The 20,544-nt window shown below is 51.8% G+C and carries 18 protein-coding genes; 2 read left to right on the forward strand and 16 right to left on the reverse strand.

Going from position 1 to position 20,544, the window contains the following annotated elements; all coding sequences use genetic code 11:
- Nucleotides 1–112: 112 nt before the first annotated feature.
- The 5 genes from H8S80_RS20700 to H8S80_RS20720 form a co-directional block, all read right to left on the reverse strand.
- Nucleotides 113–1,051, reverse strand: coding sequence for an SPFH domain-containing protein (locus H8S80_RS20700; protein ID WP_002603372.1), 939 nt, complete (start codon nucleotides 1,049–1,051; stop codon nucleotides 113–115).
- A 1-nt stretch (nucleotide 1,052) separates the two neighbouring features.
- Nucleotides 1,053–1,493 (reverse strand): NfeD family protein, encoded by a 441-nt coding sequence (locus H8S80_RS20705; protein WP_029466554.1) that lies wholly within the window; start codon nucleotides 1,491–1,493, stop codon nucleotides 1,053–1,055.
- A 142-nt stretch (nucleotides 1,494–1,635) separates the two neighbouring features.
- A complete protein-coding gene (locus tag H8S80_RS20710) occupies nucleotides 1,636–2,415 on the reverse strand; it encodes a TrmH family RNA methyltransferase (protein ID WP_117630922.1) in 780 nt (259 codons plus the stop codon).
- Nucleotides 2,412–4,325: an NAD(+) synthase gene (locus tag H8S80_RS20715; RefSeq protein WP_117630923.1), complete on the reverse strand. Its 1,914-nt coding sequence runs from the start codon at nucleotides 4,323–4,325 to the stop codon at nucleotides 2,412–2,414. Before H8S80_RS20715 ends, H8S80_RS20710 begins: the two co-directional genes overlap by 4 nt.
- A 5-nt stretch (nucleotides 4,326–4,330) precedes the next feature.
- On the reverse strand, nucleotides 4,331–5,683 hold the full coding sequence (locus tag H8S80_RS20720; protein WP_002603368.1) for an MATE family efflux transporter: 1,353 nt from the start codon (nucleotides 5,681–5,683) through the stop codon (nucleotides 4,331–4,333).
- Between the two features lie 178 nt (nucleotides 5,684–5,861).
- On the opposite strand from H8S80_RS20720, the gene H8S80_RS20725 reads away from it, so the two are divergent.
- On the forward strand, nucleotides 5,862–6,032 hold the full coding sequence (locus H8S80_RS20725) for a DUF1540 domain-containing protein (protein ID WP_002603367.1): 171 nt from the start codon (nucleotides 5,862–5,864) through the stop codon (nucleotides 6,030–6,032).
- A 606-nt stretch (nucleotides 6,033–6,638) separates the two neighbouring features.
- Nucleotides 6,639–6,761 carry a hypothetical protein gene (locus H8S80_RS34655; RefSeq protein ID WP_002603366.1) on the forward strand — a complete coding sequence of 41 codons (123 nt, stop codon included), beginning with the start codon at nucleotides 6,639–6,641 and terminating at the stop codon, nucleotides 6,759–6,761.
- A 477-nt stretch (nucleotides 6,762–7,238) separates the two neighbouring features.
- On the opposite strand, the gene H8S80_RS20730 is transcribed toward H8S80_RS34655, so the two are convergent.
- The 11 genes from H8S80_RS20730 to H8S80_RS20780 all read right to left on the reverse strand — a co-directional run bounded on the left by H8S80_RS20730 (nucleotide 7,239) and on the right by H8S80_RS20780 (nucleotide 20,540).
- Nucleotides 7,239–8,432, reverse strand: a complete 1,194-nt coding sequence (locus tag H8S80_RS20730) for an ABC transporter substrate-binding protein (RefSeq protein ID WP_117630924.1) — start codon at nucleotides 8,430–8,432, stop codon at nucleotides 7,239–7,241.
- A 21-nt stretch (nucleotides 8,433–8,453) separates the two neighbouring features.
- Complete coding sequence (locus tag H8S80_RS20735; protein ID WP_117630925.1) at nucleotides 8,454–9,215, reverse strand: Rossmann-like domain-containing protein; 762 nt, start codon at nucleotides 9,213–9,215, stop codon at nucleotides 8,454–8,456.
- Nucleotides 9,216–9,998, reverse strand: coding sequence for an ABC transporter ATP-binding protein (locus tag H8S80_RS20740; RefSeq protein ID WP_002603363.1), 783 nt, complete (start codon nucleotides 9,996–9,998; stop codon nucleotides 9,216–9,218).
- A 13-nt stretch (nucleotides 9,999–10,011) separates the two neighbouring features.
- A complete protein-coding gene (locus H8S80_RS20745) occupies nucleotides 10,012–11,025 on the reverse strand; it encodes a FecCD family ABC transporter permease (RefSeq protein ID WP_117630926.1) in 1,014 nt (337 codons plus the stop codon).
- Nucleotides 11,025–11,666 (reverse strand): nucleoside-triphosphatase, encoded by a 642-nt coding sequence (locus tag H8S80_RS20750; protein WP_117630927.1) that lies wholly within the window; start codon nucleotides 11,664–11,666, stop codon nucleotides 11,025–11,027. The genes H8S80_RS20745 and H8S80_RS20750 overlap by 1 nt, the downstream gene beginning before the upstream one ends.
- Nucleotides 11,663–12,688, reverse strand: a complete 1,026-nt coding sequence (locus H8S80_RS20755) for an XdhC family protein (protein ID WP_029466555.1) — start codon at nucleotides 12,686–12,688, stop codon at nucleotides 11,663–11,665. The genes H8S80_RS20750 and H8S80_RS20755 overlap by 4 nt, the downstream gene beginning before the upstream one ends.
- A gap of 5 nt (nucleotides 12,689–12,693) precedes the next feature.
- A complete protein-coding gene (locus H8S80_RS20760) occupies nucleotides 12,694–13,626 on the reverse strand; it encodes an NTP transferase domain-containing protein (protein ID WP_117630928.1) in 933 nt (310 codons plus the stop codon).
- A 304-nt stretch (nucleotides 13,627–13,930) separates the two neighbouring features.
- A complete protein-coding gene (locus tag H8S80_RS20765; protein ID WP_002603358.1) occupies nucleotides 13,931–14,410 on the reverse strand; it encodes a GNAT family N-acetyltransferase in 480 nt (159 codons plus the stop codon).
- A 109-nt stretch (nucleotides 14,411–14,519) separates the two neighbouring features.
- Nucleotides 14,520–15,869: a magnesium transporter gene (gene mgtE / locus H8S80_RS20770; RefSeq protein ID WP_002603357.1), complete on the reverse strand. Its 1,350-nt coding sequence runs from the start codon at nucleotides 15,867–15,869 to the stop codon at nucleotides 14,520–14,522.
- A gap of 501 nt (nucleotides 15,870–16,370) precedes the next feature.
- Nucleotides 16,371–17,300, reverse strand: a complete 930-nt coding sequence (locus tag H8S80_RS20775) for a hypothetical protein (protein WP_117630991.1) — start codon at nucleotides 17,298–17,300, stop codon at nucleotides 16,371–16,373.
- Between the two features lie 690 nt (nucleotides 17,301–17,990).
- Entirely contained in the window at nucleotides 17,991–20,540 is a 2,550-nt protein-coding gene (locus H8S80_RS20780) for a transglycosylase domain-containing protein (RefSeq protein ID WP_117630929.1), read from the reverse strand.
- Nucleotides 20,541–20,544: the final 4 nt, after the last annotated feature.

Here is a 20,544-nt window from a genome sequence, read left to right on the forward strand (position 1 = left end):
GCCAGATCAAATGCCGCGCCGGATCGCGGCTGCTTCACTTATTTGAATGAGAAAAACGCAGCATGAGAGCTTATGCCCCCTGCTGCGAATTCTCTAATTACCTTTCACATTCCTATTTAGGATCCTTCGGGATCTCAGTGATGGAGGATACAAGGCCCGCCAGCCCCTGAATCTCGGATGGAATAATAATCTTTGTTGCTTTGCCGTCGGCTACTGCCTTAAGAGCCTCTAAGCTCTTGATCGTCAGAACCGCCTGATCGGCTCCCGCTTCCCGGATCATGCGGATACCGTCTGCATTCGCCTGCTGAACCTTTAAGATAGCCTCAGCCTGACCTTCTGCCTCGCGGATTCTCTTTTCCTTCTCGGCCTCTGCATGAAGGATCGCCGCCTGTTTCTCAGCCTCCGCATCGAGAATCGCGGATTCCTTCTTACCTTCTGCAACCAGAATGGTGGATTTCTTCTCACCTTCCGCACGAAGGATTGACTCACGGCGCTCACGCTCTGCCTTCATCTGCTTCTCCATGGCATCCTGAATCGCTGCCGGAGGCATAATGTTCTTAAGCTCTACACGGTTGACCTTGATGCCCCATGGGTCGGTGGCAATGTCGAGAGATTCTCTCATCTTCGCGTTGATCGTCTCTCTGGAGGTCAGTGTCTGGTCGAGTTCCAGATCACCGATGATGTTACGGAGAGTGGTTGCCGTTAAGTTCTCAATCGCCATCAGCGGATTCTCAACCCCGTATGCGTAAAGCTTCGGGTCTGTAATCTGGAAGAAGACAACCGTATCGATTCTCATGGTAACGTTATCCTTTGTGATAACCGGCTGCGGCGGGAAATCTGCCACCTGCTCTTTTAAGTTCACACGTTTGGCCACACGGTCAAGAATCGGCATCTTGATATGAACACCGACTGACCAGGTTCCCAGATAGGCTCCCAGACGTTCTACAACCAGCGCCTGCGCCTGCGGTACAATCTTAATACATGATGCCAGTATTGCCAGAATGATTATTAATACTATAATGACTGCAAAAAAACCTATTGCTCCATTCATACTACGCTTCCTCCTGAGTCTCGCTTACAATTAGTTTTACGCCTCTGATGTCTTTTACTTCCACGAGTGTGCCGGCCGGATAAATCTTTCCGTCGTCTTCGGCTCTCGCCGTCCATTCCTGTCCGTTCAGTACCGCCGCACCGGTTCCCTCGGTGTTATTCACCTCGGAGGTAACCTTCGCGTGCTTTCCAATCAGACTTTCCGAGTTGGTTTTCACGGTGTTATGATTCACGTACTTTAAGGCAAACGGCCTCGTAAAGAACAACAGTATAAATGATACGATTACAAATGCAGCAAGCTGAACCTGTACGCTGACACCCAAAAGTGCCAGTACAAATGCAACGAGTGCGCCCCCTGCGAACCAAATGGTCGTCAGGGCCATAGTTGCGGCTTCAATCCCAAGTAATACTACAAAGGCTATGAGCCAGTAGATAGCTGCCATCTTATCAATCCCCTTCCTGAGCCAGTAATAGGCAAAGCTGCCAAGCATATCTTTCATTTGCACTAATCATACTATATTTTCAGACATTTCTCAACATTTACCGTCTAAAAATGCCTTACAATTTTCTGACGGGCCGCATTTTCTAATTTCTTCGCTGCCTTGCCGCCTCAAACATGAGCACGGAGGCCGCTACTGCCGCGTTAAGGGATTCCACTTTTCCCATCATGGGAATCTTGACATACGTGTCTGCCATAGCCGCTGTCTCGTCGCTTAAACCGTTGGCTTCATTGCCAATTAAAAACCCTGTATCAACAGTATAATCTTCTTTCTCATAATTATTCCTGCCTGATAAATGGGCGGCGTAAAGGCGGACACCGCGTTTTTTTATTTTGACCAGCGTCTCCGGTAAACCGGCGGTATAGACAAAGGGCACACGGCACACGGACCCCATGGTGGAACGGATTACTTTGGGATTATAGATGTCGGCTGTGGTGTCGTTCATGACCACCCCGGTAATGCCCGCTCCCTCTCCGGCGCGCAGGATGGTTCCTAAATTCCCCGGATCCTGAATGGTGTCGAGAATCATAAGGAGCGCCGGACCCGGCCGGTCTAAAATATCATCGATCGTGTATGCATACTGCTTTACCAGGGCCAGGACACCCTGAGGCGTGGCCGTATCGGACATGGTCTTAAACACATCGTCCGCCACCTCCTCATAATTCATAGAACCGATCACCTTCCGGCCCTCCGGATTCTTTAAGAAGCTTTCCGACACGAACAGGCTGTCGATCCGATCCCTGGGAATCTCTTTGAACATGCGGAGGCCTTCCGCCACAAACAGTCCGGACTCTTTCCTCGCCTTCGCCTTCTTCGTCAGATTCATGATCTGTTTTACTTTTCCGTTGGCGCTGCTGGTAATCATGACAGTCCCTCCAGTTCTTCCAGCCACAGTCGGCTGCTGGCATCGCTGGGCATACGTAAGTCTCCCCGCGGCGAAACCGCGACGGAGCCCACCTTCGGGCCATCCGGCAGGCAGGAACGTTTAAACTGCTGGCTGAAGAATCTCCGGTAAAATACTTTCAGCCACTTTAAGATCGTTTCGCCGTTATACTCTCCGCCAAAGGCCGCCTTCGCCAGACGGTACACCTTGGCCGGACGGTAACCGTACCGCAGAATCTGATACAGGAAGAAATCGTGAAGCTCATAGGGTCCTACCAGATCTTCCGTCTTCTGGGCGATCTCGCCCTCCTTCGGCGGCAGAAGCTCCGGGCTCACCGGTGTATCCAGCACGTCTAAAAGGACCGTTTTCAATTCTTCTTCCCCACACGTGTCGGCATAATAGCGCACCAGATGGCGCACCAGCGTCTTCGGTACCGACGCATTGACCCCGTACATGGACATGTGGTCGCCGTTGTAGGTGGCCCATCCGAGCGCCAGCTCCGACATATCGCCGGTGCCGACCACCATGCCGTTTAACCGGTTCGCCAGATCCATGAGAATCTGGGTCCGCTCCCGGGCCTGGGCATTTTCATAGGTTACATTATGGTTGTCGATGTCATGACCGATGTCACGAAAATGAATCGTAACCGCTTCCTTTATGTCGATTTCTGTCAGCTCGGCTCCCAGCTTCTTCGTCATCAGGCAGGCGTTCTGATACGTTCTGTCCGTGGTTCCGAAGCACGGCATGGTCACAGCATGAATCTGATTTCTCGGGATTTTCAGCATGTCAAAGGCGCGCACCGTCACCAGCAGAGCCAGCGTGGAATCGAGGCCGCCGGAAATGCCGAGAACCGCATGGCTGCATCCGGTATGGGAGAGGCGCTTCTTTAAGCCCATGGCCTGAATGGACAAAATCTCCTCGCAGCGTCTGTTTCTCTGCCCTTCATCCGTCGGAACAAACGGCATCGGATCGATGGGGCGTTCCAGGTCATACTCCTCTTCCTTTATATGAAATCCAACGGTAAAATATGCGCTGTCATCACGAACCGGATACGTGGAAAGGCGTCTTCTCTCATTGTTCAGACGTTCCAGATCCAGATCCGCGAATATCGTATCGTTTGCAAACCGTTTCGACTCCGCCAGGCATGTTCCGTTTTCAGTAATTAAATTCTGTCCTCCGAACACCAGGTCCTGGGTGGACTCGCCGTCTCCCGCATTGGCATAGACATAGCCGCAGACGAGGCTGGCGGAATGGCCGGTGATCAGGCTTCTGCGGTAGATATCCTTTCCTGTGGTCTCGTCGCTGGCTGAACAGTTGACGATCACGGTCGCTCCTGCCGCCGTATGGCGAATCGAAGGCGGACACGGTACCCAGGCATCCTCGCAGATTTCCGCGGCTACGATCAATCCCGGCATCTCCTCACAGGCAAACAGGATATTCGTCCCCATGGGGAAACGCTGTCCCTCCCAGCTTACCATCACCGGAATCTCATTGCCCGGCTCGAAATAACGGCGCTCGTAGAATTCCGCATAATTAGGAAGATTCGTCTTCGGCACCACGCCCAGGATTCTGCCGTTCTGAACCGCCACGGCTGCATTATAGAGCTTTCCGCCCCTCTCCCACGGCATTCCGATGAACGCCAGTAAGTCGGAGCCTTCCGTCTCCTTTAAAATCTCTTTCAGTTCTCTTCTCGCACCAGACAGCAACGCGTCCTGACCGAATAAGTCTCCGCATGTATATGCGGTAAGCGACAGCTCCGGGAATACCATGAGCTTCGCCTTTCTCTCTATACCCGCCCTGATAAGAGCGCAGATTTCTGTCCTGTTAAACTGAGGATCAGCCACTTTTACATCCGGAGTCGCTGCTGCCACCCGGATAAATCCGTGTTTCATATCGTCTATTCTCCTTTCGGAATCCATTTAGCCTTTGCGCTGTAGACGCAGTCCATCAGCATCGTCGTCATCCAGGTGATTGGATAGCACCACATGACAGCCTCAAAACTCGGAAAAAATGGAACCAGTAAATTAATATATATCATGCGCAGGATACACATGTTTCCAACGCCGATCAACATGGTAATCATGGTTCTTCCGCTTCCCCGGATACTTCCCATCAGGATATTGTGGATCGCAATGGACCAGTAAAACGGAAGCAGGATGGCCATGGTAGTATGCCCGAAGGAGATAACCGCCTCATCCGGTGAGAAGATGCGGAGAATCTTGTCCGCATTTAAATAAAGGATGACCGAGATAAAGGCCGTATAAATCAGGCTGATGGCAATTCCCTGAAACATCCCATCCTTGACACGTTTTGCCTTTTTCGCGCCGATATTCTGGCCTGTGAAGGTGGTCGAAGCCATGCAGAAGCTCTGTAGCGGCAGCATGGCGAAGCCATCCACCTTGCTGTAGGCGCCGTAGCCCGCCATGGCGGCCGCTCCGAAGCCATTGATGTTCGCCTGGACGATAACATTGGACAGGGATATGATGCTCTGCTGAATTCCGCTCGGTATGCCCAGCTTTAAAATCCGCTTCATCATGCGCCGGTCGATCCTGATCTCGGAAGGAACCAGACGGTAGCTGTCCTCCGTTTTCATCAGCGTCCGCACCGTAAGCACAGAAGAAACCGCCTGCGCGATCACGGTGGCATAACCGACTCCGGCCGTCCCCATATGGAATACTACCACAAAAACCATGTCCAGAATGATGTTTACCACAGAGGATACACAGAGATAATAGAGAGGCCGCCTGGAGTCTCCCACCGCCCTCAGAACTCCGGCGCCCATGTTGTATACCAGATTGAACAGGGAACCGCAGAAGAAGATGCGCAGGTAGGCGACAGAATTGGGCATAACCTCTTCGGGCGTGCCCATCCATTTCAGGATCAGCGGGGACAGAAGCACGCCCAGCACGATCAGCAGCGTGCCGCCGATCAGACTCAGCGCCATGCAGGTATGCACCGCCCAGTGTAGCTTCTGATCGTCCTTCGCCCCGTAATATTGGGAGATAATCACTCCCGCGCCGGTGGCGATTCCCATAAACATGCCGATGATCAGATTGATCAGGGAGTTGCTGGAACCAACCGCAGCCAGTGCCTCGCTGCCGATGAAGTTTCCAACCACGATGGAATCCACGGTATTATACAGCTGCTGAAAAAGATTGCCTACCAAAAGCGGCATGGAAAACGCCAAAAGCTGCTTCCAGATTACGCCTTCCGTCATGATCACCTGTTTTGTCTTCTGTTTCTGTCCCACCCCTACGACCTCCCCAAAACCTTTCTGTCAATTTTTTTCAATGAAAATAGTATACACCCAAACATACAATCTAACAAGTCCCAGAGCGTGTTTGAAAACTGCGCTGACATTCATCCGTATATTTTCTTCATTTCTGCAGATAATATTACCGATAAAATGATTAAGGAGGTATCCATCTATGTTAGTAAACGGAAAAAACGAATGTATCCAGTGTACCATCAACAACTGCACCCACCATGCAAAGAGTGAGAACTACTGTACTCTTGAGACCATCAAGGTAGGAACTCATGAGGCGAACCCGACCATGAAGGAATGTACAGACTGCGAGTCTTTTGTAAACAAGGCTTAAATATCTGCGCATAAATGAAGAAAATACGCGAAGCCATTCCCCGGCTTCGCGTATTTTTTTGGCTATAGTGGTTTTGTGTGGGAGGTACGCGGAATTTTGCGTGGGGTATCAAGGAAACGGAAGCGGAGGTGACAGGGAGGGAACCGCTCAGGGATTCCGAGGGGGTGGGACTAAGGGAAAACAGCCCCCTCCGCAGGGGTCCCGGGCAATTCGACCGAACGCCTGATGCGTTCGCTCTCAGTGCCCGCAAAATCGCGTCCTGAAAACGCGATTTCGCCCCTGCTCCGGGGACTGTTTTCCCTAAGTCCCACCGACCTCTGCATCATTCGCTATTCCCTCCCTGTCACCCCCGCTTCCGTTTCCGGCCAGGCTGTGAAAAAGTCCGCTGGGTACTGGCTACACAAGGGAAGAGAGAGAGCTGGCTCTGTTTTATGGAACTGGCTATAAAAGCAGGCGGTAAGAGGCCGTCAGCGCCCCCGGCTCTGTCTGGCAACAGACCGGATTAAACACTGACTGCAAATAAGACTGCAATGCGTTTGATCCCTGAAATTTCACAAAACATCAGAGGCCAACACAGTTTATACATACAGAAGGAAACATTATGATATGCGAGATCATGTATATGCCTTGGCTCTGGCAGGGACTGGGGAATCAATCCTGTTTACAATGACACTCCTGTCCATCAGTAAGAACCTGTGGTTTCTCGCAAAAGATGAGGATAACGTATAACGATAAAAGAAAAATTTAAACAGGCGGCCGACAAAACCTGCAAAAAATATTACGAAACGCCGCCTTAAGATAAAACTGTCGTTTATTGACCAAGATATAATCCCAGATTCTTTCCACCTGTTTTTATGGCCGGTTCAATGATGTCTTTCCACCCCTTATGGAGCCAAGACACAGCGGACTTTTTTCACAGCCTGGCCGGAAAAGGGAGAGCGGGCGGCAGGGAGGGAAAGGTGAATGATGGAGAGGTCGGTGGGACTTAGGGTGAACAGCCGCCGGAGCAGGGGCAAAATCGCGTTTTCAGGACGCGATTTTGCGGGCACTGAGAGCGAACGCATCAGGCGTTCGGTCGAATTGCCCGGGACCCCTGCGGAGGGGGCTGTTCGCCCTTAGTCCCACCCCCTCGGAATCCCTGAACCTTTCCCTCCCTGCCGCCTGCTCTCCCTTTTCCTCAATCCCTATGCAAAAGTCCGCGTACCCTCATCCCCTAACCGCATTCTTCAGTATTGCCTCCAATTTTTCGTCCGTCACATCGATATGATAGAAAAGCTGGTAGAAATTCTTCACTTCTTCCCGAATATCCGACGTATAGATCTCCGGATATACGAGACTGCCAAGCCACTCGATGCCGATCATACGGTTTACAGAGGGCGGGCTGCTCATAAAGCTGTATGGTGCAGTGGGAATTTTGAAGATTTTCCCGTTTTTCACGGCATCCAGCTCCTGCCACATGGGATCCGCAGTAAGCGTATCATAGAGCTTCTGGGAATCTACGATGATCAAATCCGGGTTCCAGAGCAGTACCTGTTCGAAGGAGACTTCGCTTCCGCCTCCGCTGGATACCGCTTCCACATCGGCCGCGTTGACCGCTCCAATCCGATCGATCACGTCGGCGTGGATGGAGCCTTTGGCATTGGTGTGAAGGCCGTCGTCACCAAGCCCGAAATACACACTCTTTCTGTCTGCGTCAGCGATGGCCGCCGCATTCTGATCCGCCTTCCCGATCTCTGCCCGGCAGTAATCCGCCAGTTTTCCGGCCTGCTCCTTCTCACCGGTGATATCTCCCAGCATCTCGTAGGCGTCTGCCATGGTGGGTAGCGTCGCTTCCACAAAGATAACCGGAATATTCAACTGCTCCTGAAGAGCATCCATGTCCTCTTTCACCGTCTTCTTCGCCTCTCCTATGTCAATGATGACATCCGGCGCTTCCGCAATCAGAGCTTCCATGTTAAGACTTGCGTTCTTTCCGTAGAACTGTCCGAATTTTGGCAGTCCCCAGTACTTTTCATCGATATACTGCTTCGCCTCATCGGAGAAATCAGCCGCCAGACCGGCCAGCTTATCCGGGCTCACCGTGTAGAGCACGATCTGGGCCAGGGGACCGGAGGGCGCGATCTTCGTGATTTCCGAAGGGATCTCCACCTCTCTCCCGGCTGAGTCCGTGATGATTCTCGTTCCTTCCGCCTGCGCAGCCTTGTCTCCGGCCGCAGAATCTGCCTTATCCGTCTCCTGTGAAGCCGCCGCTGTCGTGTCAGCTGTCGCCGCGGCAGTGGTCTCCACCGCAGTCTGCTGTGCCTCTCCGGCATTTCCGGATCCTTTGGCACATCCGCCGAGTCCCATCATCATGACTGCAGCGAGTGACAGGCCCAGCCATATGTTTTTTCTTTTCTTCATGATATTGCCTCCCTTATGTTTTTAATTCTGATATCCTGCTCTCACGGGTATACCGGAGCGCACTACTGCCCGGTGGCTGCCGTGGCGGATGTAGCGTTCGGTCTTCGCCATGTCCGTAATCAGCGTTCCGGCCAGTTCCTTCACGCCAAATTCAAACAGCACCGGCGCCATCGGGACGCTGGGTCCCACCAGAATCACCCTGGCATTGCCGGACAGTTCCAAAAGTCTTGGAAGCGTCTTATTCACCAGAGTGAACCCTGTTATGTAGATGTATTCCATTTCCGGCAAAATGTATTCGCAGGCCGTATCCGAATAGTCGCCCTCCCGCGGTTCCCTCTCCAGAACAAAGAGTTCTCCTGCCTTTTCCAGATAGCGCTCCGCATAATGGAAATGGCCGATAGTCGCCACTTTTTTTCCCGCAAACGCGTCTCCCGGCGCCGCAAACGTATCGCAGCTTTCCAGGATTTTTACGCCCTCATACGCAGCGATTCCATCCATCAGCACGGCCTCCCGGTTATAATAGGCGTTAATGGCCGCCGCACCGATTCCGGCCTCCAGAAAGTTCCAGGAGGAAATCAGAGACGCCGCCTGTCTCCAGGTCATGCCCCGTTCCCACTCCTCTTCCTCCAGGATGCGCGGCCGGCTCTCCAGCCTCTGGTTGGCGGCCGCCCCCGCCGCTCCTCCGGCTCTCACCATGGTACAGCTCGTTCCCACAATTATTTCATCCACCGGAACATCGTCCGGTATCGGCTCTATCAGCCTTTCATACAGTTCCCACATCATTTATTCCCCCTTCACCCGATCGGGCATGCACAGCTTTCTCCCCGTGTCTCCCGCGTCAAACAAACGAACCGGTATGCCGTACATGGTCTCCAGAAGCGATTCTGTCAGCACCTCCTCCGGCTTTCCAAATGCCTTTATCACCCCGTCTGAAAGCACCGCAGCCTGATCGGCATAGAGAAACGCCTGATCCGGGCTGTGGGTAGACTGTACGATTAAATATCCCTCCCCGGCAAGCCGCTTTAACTCCTCCATGACTCTGGCCTGATTGCCGTAGTCCAGATTTGCACACGGCTCATCCATAATGAGGATTCCCGCCTGCTGTGCGATCGCCCTGGCTATCAGCACCAGCTGCTGTTCCCCTCCGCTTAAATGCGCGTAAGAGCGCTCCGCCATCGCCTCGATCCTCATGGTCTTAAGCGCATCAAATGCCGCCTCCCTCTGTTCCCTGCCAGGGCTCTTTAATCCCTGAAGCGACGATGTGGTTCCCATCATCACCATGTCCAGAACCGAAAAGGCAAACGCCTGATCGTGATTCTGGGGGATATAGGCAATCTTTCTGGCCAGCTCTTTCTCTTTAAGCGTTCGGAGGTCCACCCCATCGGCCATGATTTTCCCGTGGTACCCCTTTAAGAGGCCCAGAATACACCGGAACAGCGTGCTCTTACCGGCACCGTTTTTTCCCAGCATACAGACGAGATTTCCCGTTTCCACGGAAAAATCCACGCCCTTCAGGACGGGAAAGCACCGGTAGCCGAAGGTCAGATTTTCTACGATCAGCCCCATATTCTACCACCTCTCAAAGTTTATTTCCTTCCCTCAGAATCAACCAGAGGAAAAACGGCGCTCCCACAAATGCGGTGAGAATTCCGATGGGTATCTCACTGGTCGCCAGAAGCCTGGCGAAGTTATCGACCACCAGCAAAAAGCTTGCGCCCAAAAGCAAAGAGGCTGGAAGCATCTTCCTGTAGTCGCTTCCCACCAGCATCCGGGCAAAGTGAGGTATTACCAGCCCCACCCAGCCGATCAGACCGCTGACCGACACGGCCGCCGATGTGATAAGCGTCGCACAGAGCACCACGGCAAGCCGGACCGCACTGGTGTTGACACCGATACAGCGCGCTTCTTCCTCACCCAGTGTCAGCACATTGATCTTCCAGCGCAGCAGGTAAATGGGGATGATCCCGCCGATGATCCACGGCGCCGCAAATGCTAAATCCTTAGGCCGGATCGAGGCCAGGCTTCCCATGAGCCAGTATGTGATCACCGGCAGCGTATTGTTGGGGTCCGCCACAAGTTTTAAAAATGACACAGCCGCCGTAAACAGGGAGCTGATCATCATTCCGGCCAGCACCAGGCCCAGCGTCTGGTTGTATTTCACGCGGCTGCTGATCAGGCAGACCGCCCCCACAGCCGACAGTCCCAGAACAAACGCCAGAAACGATACTCCCTGGTAGGAGAATGAGAGGAACAGCCCCAGGGCGGCTCCAAATCCGGCGCCTGACGACGCTCCCAGCACATCCGGCGAGACCATGGGATTCTTAAATATTCCCTGATAGGCTGCTCCCGCCGCCGCCAGTCCTGCTCCGATCAGCGCCGCCATTAATACCCGGGGAAGGCGGACGTTGAAAAGAACCGTCTCTACCTGCGAAGGCCAGTCCGGTGTAACCGGAATGACTCTCGACGCCAGCACCCGAATCAGCGTCCACGGTTCAATCGGATATCTCCCCAGCATGAAGGAACCGAAAAAGCAGACTGCAAACAGAACCACCATTGCGGTGAGCCGCACTCGCACCCGATGTTTATATGCCATCACTTTTCACTCCCTTTCTCTGTTGTTCCGGAAAGCCGCAGGTCTATGATCCGCCTGATTTCCATTTTCTCCGCTTCGCCTCCGTCAAAGGCCAGAATCCGGCAGCCGAAGCGCTGCTCCATCTGTGCCTCCAGCCACTCCCTGTCCGGGGCTGCATTGGCAGGAAGCGGAATTCTCGTACCCATAGAGGCCAGATTTCCCGAATGCTTCAGCACTCCGACACATAAGGCCTGACTCCCGAGCAGCCGTTCCAGCCGCTCCATGAATGGCTTTACCTTCAGTTCCACGCCGCCGATCTCATCGATATAGCAGAAACGGTACCGTTCCGGATGTTCCAGCAGGCGGTTCAGTATCTCCGCTCCCAGCGTCTCAAACACTTCCGGATATTTTCTCCATCCCTCCGGTGTTCGCTCAATGAAAATGCCCTCTAGGCCAGGCTCATAGGCCCTCGTCACGGAAGGTATTTCTTCCATGTTCTCCACCGGCAGGAGGCGAAATCCCGCAGTCTCACCGTCTCCGTCTGTCAGGCGCTGGGTCAAAAATCCCCCCGCGCCCTTCCAGTAAGGCTCCAGGCAGGACAGGAGACACGTCGTCTTCCCGGCCCCGGACCGTCCCTTTAAAAAGAGATGGCGCTCTGTCATTTCGTCCGGCCCTCTCTCCTGGCTCTGACCATAATCAGTTCGCCCGCCACGCTGATGGCGATTTCCGCGGGAGTCTCCGCCAGAATCGCCAGTCCGATCGGGCTGTAGAACCGCTCGATATCCTGGTCGGTGAAGCCCTCTGCCTTCAGTTTTCCGGCAAGCGTCATCAGCTTCTGGCGGCTTCCCATCACTCCGATATAGTGGGCCGGCGTCTTAAGAACCTGTTTCTGAACGTCGTAGTCACACTGATGGCCTCTCGTCATGATCACAACGTAATCCTGCTCACGGATTGTCACCTTATCAAAGACACTGGTAAAATCACCGACTATGGTATTCACCGCATCCGGAAACAGTCTGCTGTTGGCAAATTCAGGGCGGTCATCATAAACCACGCATTTGAATCCCACATGGGCAATCACCGGAACCAGCTCCTGCGCCACATGGCCGCCGCCGAACACGTATACCGTACCGGCTCTCTGAAGCGGCTCGCTGTAATACTTTCTGCCGCTTACGGAGGTCTGCACCGCCTTTGCCTGTGTCAGCGGTTCTATATCGCCCTCCACGGTGATTCCGGCAAATCCGCGGCTTTCCGAATAGATCCCCACTGCCCAGGCCGTCTCGTCTGTAATATCGGTGATGATCCAGCTGTCCTCATCCCGCTCACATGCCTGGATGCCTTCCTCACAGATGGCAAGAAATGCCTGGTTGTCCGGGCTTACATACTGGAAATAGACCACTACGTCTCCGCCGCAGATCATTCCCAGATCCGCCACCTGGCCTTTTACCAGTTTAAAGCCCTTGCTGAAGGAGCTTTTACTCTCCAGCACATCGAGAGCCATGCGTCCCGCCTGATATTCTACCGCGCCGCCGCCAATGGTTCCCATGGTTGTCCCGTCTTTTCTGACGATCATCCTGGCTCCCGCGCCCCTCGGCGTGGAACCGGAACCGGCGATCACCGTCACCAGCACCAGGTCGTCTCCCTGCTCCAGAATCTGCTTCATCTCTTCGAATAACTGTTTCATCCCCATTACCTCTCATCTCCAAAATATTTTTCAAACAATCGTGAAGCATGGCTGTTCATCTCCTGCTCCATCTGCAAAAAACGGTTTAAAAAGTCCTTCGTCTTCGGAGTCAGCTGTGAAAAGCCGCCCTCCGCTCCGCCTGACTGGGTGATTAATAGCGGATAGCCAAGCTCCCGCTCCGCGGTCTTCATGATCTTCCATCCCTTACTGTAGGACATGTGCATCTGTTTGCACGCCGTCTGCATGGACCCGGTATGGTCGATCAGTGACAGAAACTGGGCGATTCCCGGTCCAAAAAAGACTTCGTCGCATTCCAGGTAGAGTGACATACGGCTGTGAAGCGGCAGCTTGCCATGATTTCCGCTCATGGCCATGGCACAGTCTTCGTCCGTCTCCACGGCCTGAATAATCCCTCTGTCATCCACCGGAATCTCCTCCAGCACCACATCCGCTTCCGGCTCCCGCAGAAAACTGCGCAGCCCGTACTCTCCCTGGTAGTTCAGGATCTTCGGGATCCAGTCCGCCGCTATCATCACCGGATGGCCTCTTCTGCCCTCATATACGGGACAGCACAGAGGCGCCTCACTTTCCATAATCTTTTCGATGGTCTCCGACAGCAGCAGCGGAACCTTTGTCGGCATGACCAGCACACGGTCACACAGATCCTCGATGTAGTTTAATCCCATGCAGATACTGTCGAACAGCTGAGTCGTCGCATACTCCGCATTTCTTAAGCATACCACGCGCATCTTGGAAATATGCTTCTCCAGCTCCTCTCCTCTGTCTCCCGTAATCACCACTACCGGCTCCACACCGGCTCTCTGAAGCGTAATGATAATCCGCTTCACTGCAGTCGTGTCTCCGACCGGAAGCATGGGCTGGAAGCTGGTAGTCGAGCTTTTGTGCCCCGCAGCAAGTATAACTGCTCCTGTAGTCATTGATTTCCTCCTCTCTCGAGCGTTATTTATAAAAAAACAGTACGATAGGTAAAGTGTATCATATCATGCGGGGGATGTAAAGGGAATACATGGAAATAAGGGGAGAACGCCCCAGTGATGGAGGAGAGGCGGAGGGAGATGGAGAAGGGGCAGCAGGCTCTTGTTTCCTCGGCGGCAGGAACTAAAGCCGGAAGGCAGGAAAAAAGGACGGCCCCTCCTCCATCACTGGGGCCGGGTACTGGCTCCATAAGTAAAAAACATGAGATAAATAGAACGGGATTCGCTCTAGAAACGGCTATTCTGATTAGAATATCAGTTCATAGTCTATATAGTCACCTGCAAATGGTGTATCTTTATTTTCTCTTACTAATGTTTTCTTAAATCCCACACTTTCATAATTTTTTTGAGCGGGTATTAGTATACCATTCGTTGTTACAACAGCTTTTTGGGTCCCGCTCTTTTTAATTCTTGCAATTGCTTCCCGCAATTGCTCTTTCCCATAACCGCAGCCTTTATGTTCACTTAAAATGCAGTTATGGCCTATGATCACATAGTCCGGATTGTTCCTCGGATCCCATGAAATGTGACCGATTGCTTTCCCATTCAAGACAGTTATGAATCCGCATTTGTCTGCAATATCTAAATTAGAATAAAAAAAGCAGTCATACTCTTTCCACATTTCTTCCCAATATTTTTTAAAACTATCATGGAAAGAATATGCACTGCTTAGTTGGCTGTATAATGTTCCTTTTGGAAAATCACTGATTTTCTTATACTCAATCATAAATAATACTCCCTTTTCGTATCCTGCAAAACACTACTTTTTCTCTACTGGTATCCGAATTTCACAGAAGCGATCCGGACTGCTGTTCTCCAGGGCCCAGCCCCATGTCCTATAAGCCCAGCAGCGAACACGCCAGCTGGAAATAAATAATCAAACTCACCGCATCCACAATCGTCGTAATCAGCGGAGCCGCCATGATGGCCGGATCCATATGGAACACTTTTGCCGCAATCGGGAGCACGCATCCGATGGTCTTGGCAATAACGACGGTTACCATCAGGCTCAGTACAACGGTCAGACACAGCATTTCTTTGCCCGGATAAAGAATTACGAGGCGAACGTAATTGACGAAGCCCAGAATGGCTCCGACGATAATTCCCACCCGAAGCTCTTTCCAGAGCACTTTAAATAAGTCGCCCGGCTCAATCTCACCTACCGCCATACCACGGATAATCATGGTGCTGCTCTGGCTTCCTGCGTTGCCGCCGGTGTCGGTCAGCATGGGAATAAAGGTTACCAGAAGCGGGATCACCGCGAAAGCGGCCTCGTACTTTGCCAGGATTCCGCCGGTTATCATGCTGCTGATCATCAGAATCAACAGCCAGGCAATCCTGTTTTTGGCCAGCTGGAAGACTCCTGTCTTTAAATACGGCTTTTCACTGGGAAGCATGGCCGCCATCTTTTCGAAGTCCTCGGTTGCCTCCTGTTCCATGACATCAACCACGTCATCCACCGTCACAATACCGACGAGGCGTTCTTCATGATCTACCACCGGAAGGCTCAAAAGGTCGTATTTCTGGAAGCTGTCCGCCACTTCCTCCTGATCTTCGGTGGTAAAAGCCTTAATAACATGGGTATCCATGATATTTCCGATTATTTCCTCGTAGGGATTCATCAGTAAGTCCTTTACCGTGACAACCCCTTCCAGTCTCCGCTTCGCATCCATGACATAGCAGGTGTAAATAGTCTCTTTATCCACCCCGTTTTTCCGGATATAGGCAAACGCCTGCTCCACGGTCATGGACTGCTTAAGCCCTACATACTCTGCCGTCATGATACTGCCGGCGCTGTTTTCCGGATAGTTTAAAAACTGGTTGATCAGTTTTCTCGTGTCGGGCCTGGCATTTTTAAGCACACGTTTTACCACATTGGCCGGAAGCTCCTCCAGCATATCAACCGCATCGTCCACGAACAGATCATCCACAATGGTCCCCAGTTCATAGTCCGTGATACTGTTGATAATATGCTCCTGCTTATCCACCTCCAGGCACGCAAATACGTCCGAGGCCAGCTCCTTGGGCAGCATCCGGAAGACTACCACCGTCTTCTCTGAATCCAGTTCCTCGATAAAGGTGGCGATATCCACCTCGTTCATCTCTGTCAATATGTCTTTTAATTTACGGAACTGACGGGTAAACAGCAGGTCCATCAGTTCTTCCATGTTAAAATTCTCCTGCATTTTTCTTCTCCTTCCATACGAACCTTATTTTTCAAGTGTGGTTTACCGTGGAAGCAGCACGCAAAAATAGCCATCCCTGAGGGACCGACCCCCAGGAAATGGCTATCATAAGCGCAAAAGACTATTCTTTAACGGCAGTGAAGACAGAGCAGTTCCGAAGTCATCGACTCTGCCCACACTACCACTCGCTTATGATAATTGTCTGCTTCCATCTTCTGACTTCGACCTTCCACTCTGGTTCACTTCCCTTCATCATTTATTTTAATTTCTTGTTTCAATCCACGCTCAATAATTTCACAGAGTACGACTACATCTTATAGATGCGCGGCTTGACTTCATGTCAGTGGGGGATACCGATTTCTCTCCACCCGCCACTGCCGTTAAGCTTGTTCTTGGCGTTTCATCCCTCCACTTATAGAGGCGGGGGAATTCTCGCTTGTTTTGTTAAATCCTCATCTAGCATAACAGCTATTCGAATAAAAAGCAACCCCAAAATATACCCTACTGCTTGGAGAGCACGGACCAGAATTCTTCCATATATCTGGATGCAGTTGAAGCATCCACTTCCAGCTTCTCGATCAGTTTTTTACGGGTGCTATCATAGGTAAGTCCTACTTCCTGGCATGCGGAAATCAGAGCGCTCGCGCCTTTTTCGATCCCTTTTTTAATTCCTTTTTCCATACCCATTTCCATTCCCTTTTCAATTCCATCGTTTACCAGCATTTGACCCAATGGTGTCATGAACAGCGCCTCCTTTACCTGATTTAGATCGTCTTTTGACAGAAACTTGTTGGCAAGGGTATAAAGGACTGCCTGCATCCTTACCATGTCTGACTCTGATAGCGTGCCGGATTCTGTGATCAGGCGGTTCGCCAGTATAATCCGCTCTTTCTGATCTGTGTTCCCGGACATCAGAGTGGCGAGCAGCAACGGGACAAGATCTGCCCGATTCGGTTTTACTCCCTGCTTCTGCTTTTTGAACAGCCCGGCAAACAGTTCATCTGAGTCTCTGTCCTTTAACCGGACCGGTATGATCCGGTATGTATTATACCCTGTGTTTAACTCGAATCGAATCTCCTTTACCGTCGATGAGCAGATCACATACGTCGTGATATCAGCACGACGGATAAATGAAGTGACCGCTTCATAGCTGCGGAAGCGCCGCAGATCCTCCTCCCTGATTCCATCGCTCTCAAACTCCAGATGAATCCAGCTCCGGTCAGGCTTGATGAAGTTAAAATCTTCATATAACTGCTTTGCCTCCAGGTGGACAAACTCTGTCGGCCCCATGGTTACCGGTTCCTCCGTAATTCCCAGGTATGACAGTAATTCATCCTTGAAAAACTGCATGGCACTCTTTAATACCAGGTCTTCCGCCGGGAAATTGGCTGGTATCTCCGTTTTGCGGTATGCATCGTTCTCATTGCTCATATAGCCTCCGTTTCCAGCTATATAAGAACCTATCTCCATTATAATGTTTATTCGTAAAACAGACAATAGCCCTGCTTATTTTTTCAGTATTACTTACATGTGTTTTTTTGTAAAATGGGAATTCTTAAGTCCGACCGGACAGAGAATGCCTGATGAAAATGGCAGAAAGGAATACGGAAAGAAACCGGATTCTGGTGGCGATAGCTTCTTATACTGCTGTCATCCGTTTATGACAGCAGTATAACACAGGATCATTTATCCAGGCAAGCGCTTTTTTCTCCTGTGGCGGAGAGACTAGTGTCACCGGACTTAAATGCGTACTGCATAGTGCATGATATCTGCGTCAGGTGTGCGTCCGCGAAGCGACGGCGTAGTGGACCCTACGACTAGCTTCGCGGGCGTGCGCCTGGCGTAGATAGCGGGCGCTATGCAGTATGTATTTAGGTCCGGCGGCACTAGTACTGCATTGCGCAATGCAGTACTAGTTACCGGGTTTATATATGTGATAGTACTGTTCCCTTGTCCTGTCCAGTACGTCATCATGACAATATTCTGTCCGCAGCGCTCTGCTCCCCAGTTGTTCCATCTGTTTACAGAGAAAACTGGTTTGTGATTGAAGAAAGCAAAAACTACGCTAAAAAAGAAAAGTTATTCACAATTCCTTTTTAACGTAGCGATTGTTTTCCTTCCTTACTGACCGCCCGGCCCGACTGCTTCGAAACCGCCCGGTGCCGCACCCGGCTGCACTACAGGGGCCTGGCCGGAGGTGACGTCCTCCGTGCTGGAGGGCGCCTCGCCGGGTCTCGCCTCATGGGTGATCCCCGGCCCAATCTCCTGGGACGGCGGTATGCTCTGTTCCTCATACGGAAGCGCTTCTGCCCGGTCTGCCGCCTCATCGAACTGCTGCTTCAAAGCATCATACTGCTCCGTGCCGGCCAGCAGATCCAGCATCGACTGTCCCTGGCTGATCATCTCCTGCGTCGCCTCATCCCGGTAAGTCAGGCCATTTAATTCACCGATCAGAGCCGTAAGCCCTGCGGCTGCCTGTTCCTGGCCCTGTGCCGCAGCGTCTCTGGATGCCTGCTCGGCGGCAGCCCTGGCGTTTTCTTCCTTCATCTTCTGTTCCTCATCCCACTTCTTGGAGTTGGACCTCGCATTCTGCTCTGCCACGGAAGAAAACAAATCCTGTTTCCCGGTCTCCAGGCTGGTTTTCTCGCCTCTGGAGTCCACATTGTAGTAGGCCACCGTTGACGGCATGACCCAGTCCTCAGCCGGAAGGCCCTCATTGCACTGCTTCATAAAATCATACCAGATCTTACCGGCATACGTCTTGCCATATACTCCCGGCATGGCTTTCGGTGTATCGTAACCGACCCAGACAGCGGTGGTATAGTACTTGGTATAGCCGCAGAACCAGGTGTCCTTACTGCTGTTGGTCGTTCCCGTCTTCCCTGCTGCCGGTATCGAGAGTCCCAGACCGTATCCGGTACCGTATGGCTGGTTTAAAGTACCTTTTAAGACATCAGTGACCATATACGCCGTATCCTCAGTGAAAATACGTTCCTCCGGCTGGTTTTCCTGATAGAGGTCGCCTTCGTACTGACTGTCAATGCCGGTGATACACGTATTGTTGCTGTACATGCCGCCATTGGCCAGAACGGAGTACCCCCTTGCCATGTCCACGACACGGGCGCCTTCGGTAAAGCCGCCGATACTCATGCTGGTATTCCAGTTATCCAGATAGCTGAGTCCCACAAAATGCATCTTATCGAGATAGCTTGTTCCGTAATCCACACCGATATCCGCCAGCACCTGCCAGGCGACCGTGTTTAAGCTCCGGTTAAGAGCCTCCCTCACGGAGACTTCTCCGTAATATTTATTACCGCTGTTCTTCGGCCCCTTGTCAAATAAGTGGTCGTTTACGATTCTCGACGGGTAGTAATAACCGGTTTCAAAAGCAGGCGCATAGTCAATCAGCGGCTTAATCGTCGAGCCGGGCTGACGTCTGCTTAAAAATCCTCTGTTGTACTCATCATCGGTTCCCCGTCCGCCGGAAATCGCCACCACGTAGCCAGTCCGGTTGTCGATGCAGACAGCGGCTCCCTGAAGCGCGTATTTCCCATTGTCCGAGACGTCGGTGAACTTCGCCAGCGTCTCATCGATACCTGCCTGAAGCTGCGTCTGAAGCGTACTGTCAAGGCTTGTATGAATCTCAAACCCGCCGTTGCGGATCAAATCGCTCTTCTCCTGGTATGCTTCCTGATAGCGCTCCTTATAATCGTTGTAAGCGGTCTCATCGGCAAAGGTGTATTCGAACTCGAAGCCGTCGTTCTTCATCAGCTCCTGAGCCGCACAGTGGACCGCATAGCTGGACTGGTAAGTCTCCTTCGTCCCTTCCTCGGTTACCTTGGCTACCGTAAGCGGCTGTGCCTTCGCTTCCTCGCACTCTGCCTCCGTGAGCATACCGTTTTTTTGCATGTTGTCAATGATTTTATTTCTCTTTTCCAGGGCTGCCTCCGGGTGGGCCACTGGATTATAGCGTGACGGATTGTTGCTGATTCCTGCAAGGGTGGCCGCTTCCCAGACGGTTAAATCCTTTGCCTCTTTGTTAAAATAGTAGAGGCTGGCCTTGGCCACTCCGTAACAGCGGTTTGCATAGAAATTAGTATTGCAGTAAAACTCCAGGATATCGGCTTTAGAATACTTTTCCTCCATCTGAGGTGCCGCAAATATCTCCGTAATCTTTCTTATAAATGATTTTTCCTGCGTTAAATACGTATTCTTAATGACCTGCTGCGTAATGGTGCTGCCGCCCTGGGTAATCTCTCCCTTATTCTTAACCAGAGCCACACCCGCCCTCGCAAGGCCGATAAAATCCACACCGTGATGCTTATAAAAACGCTTGTCCTCCTGGGCAATATACGCATTCTGCAGATTCTCGCTGATTTCTGTAATCGGTACATACTCATAATGTCCTGTGTTGATAATTCCGATCACCTGTCCCGATGAATCGTAGATCCTGGTATCCGATGGTTGCGAAAAATCTTCTCTCTTCGATTGTGCCACAATCTGATCCGCCCGTTCCTTACAGGCCGAAATCTCATCCCCGAACTTCAGATATACGATACCGCCGGCTCCCAGCCCCAGAATCATCAGAATTAAAAAAATTGAGAATATCACTTTCATAGGCCTAAAAAAAACGGCCCATGCACTTTTTCTTTTTCTGCGTTTCTTCTTCATGAAA

This window comes from Hungatella sp. L36 (assembly GCF_014288035.1).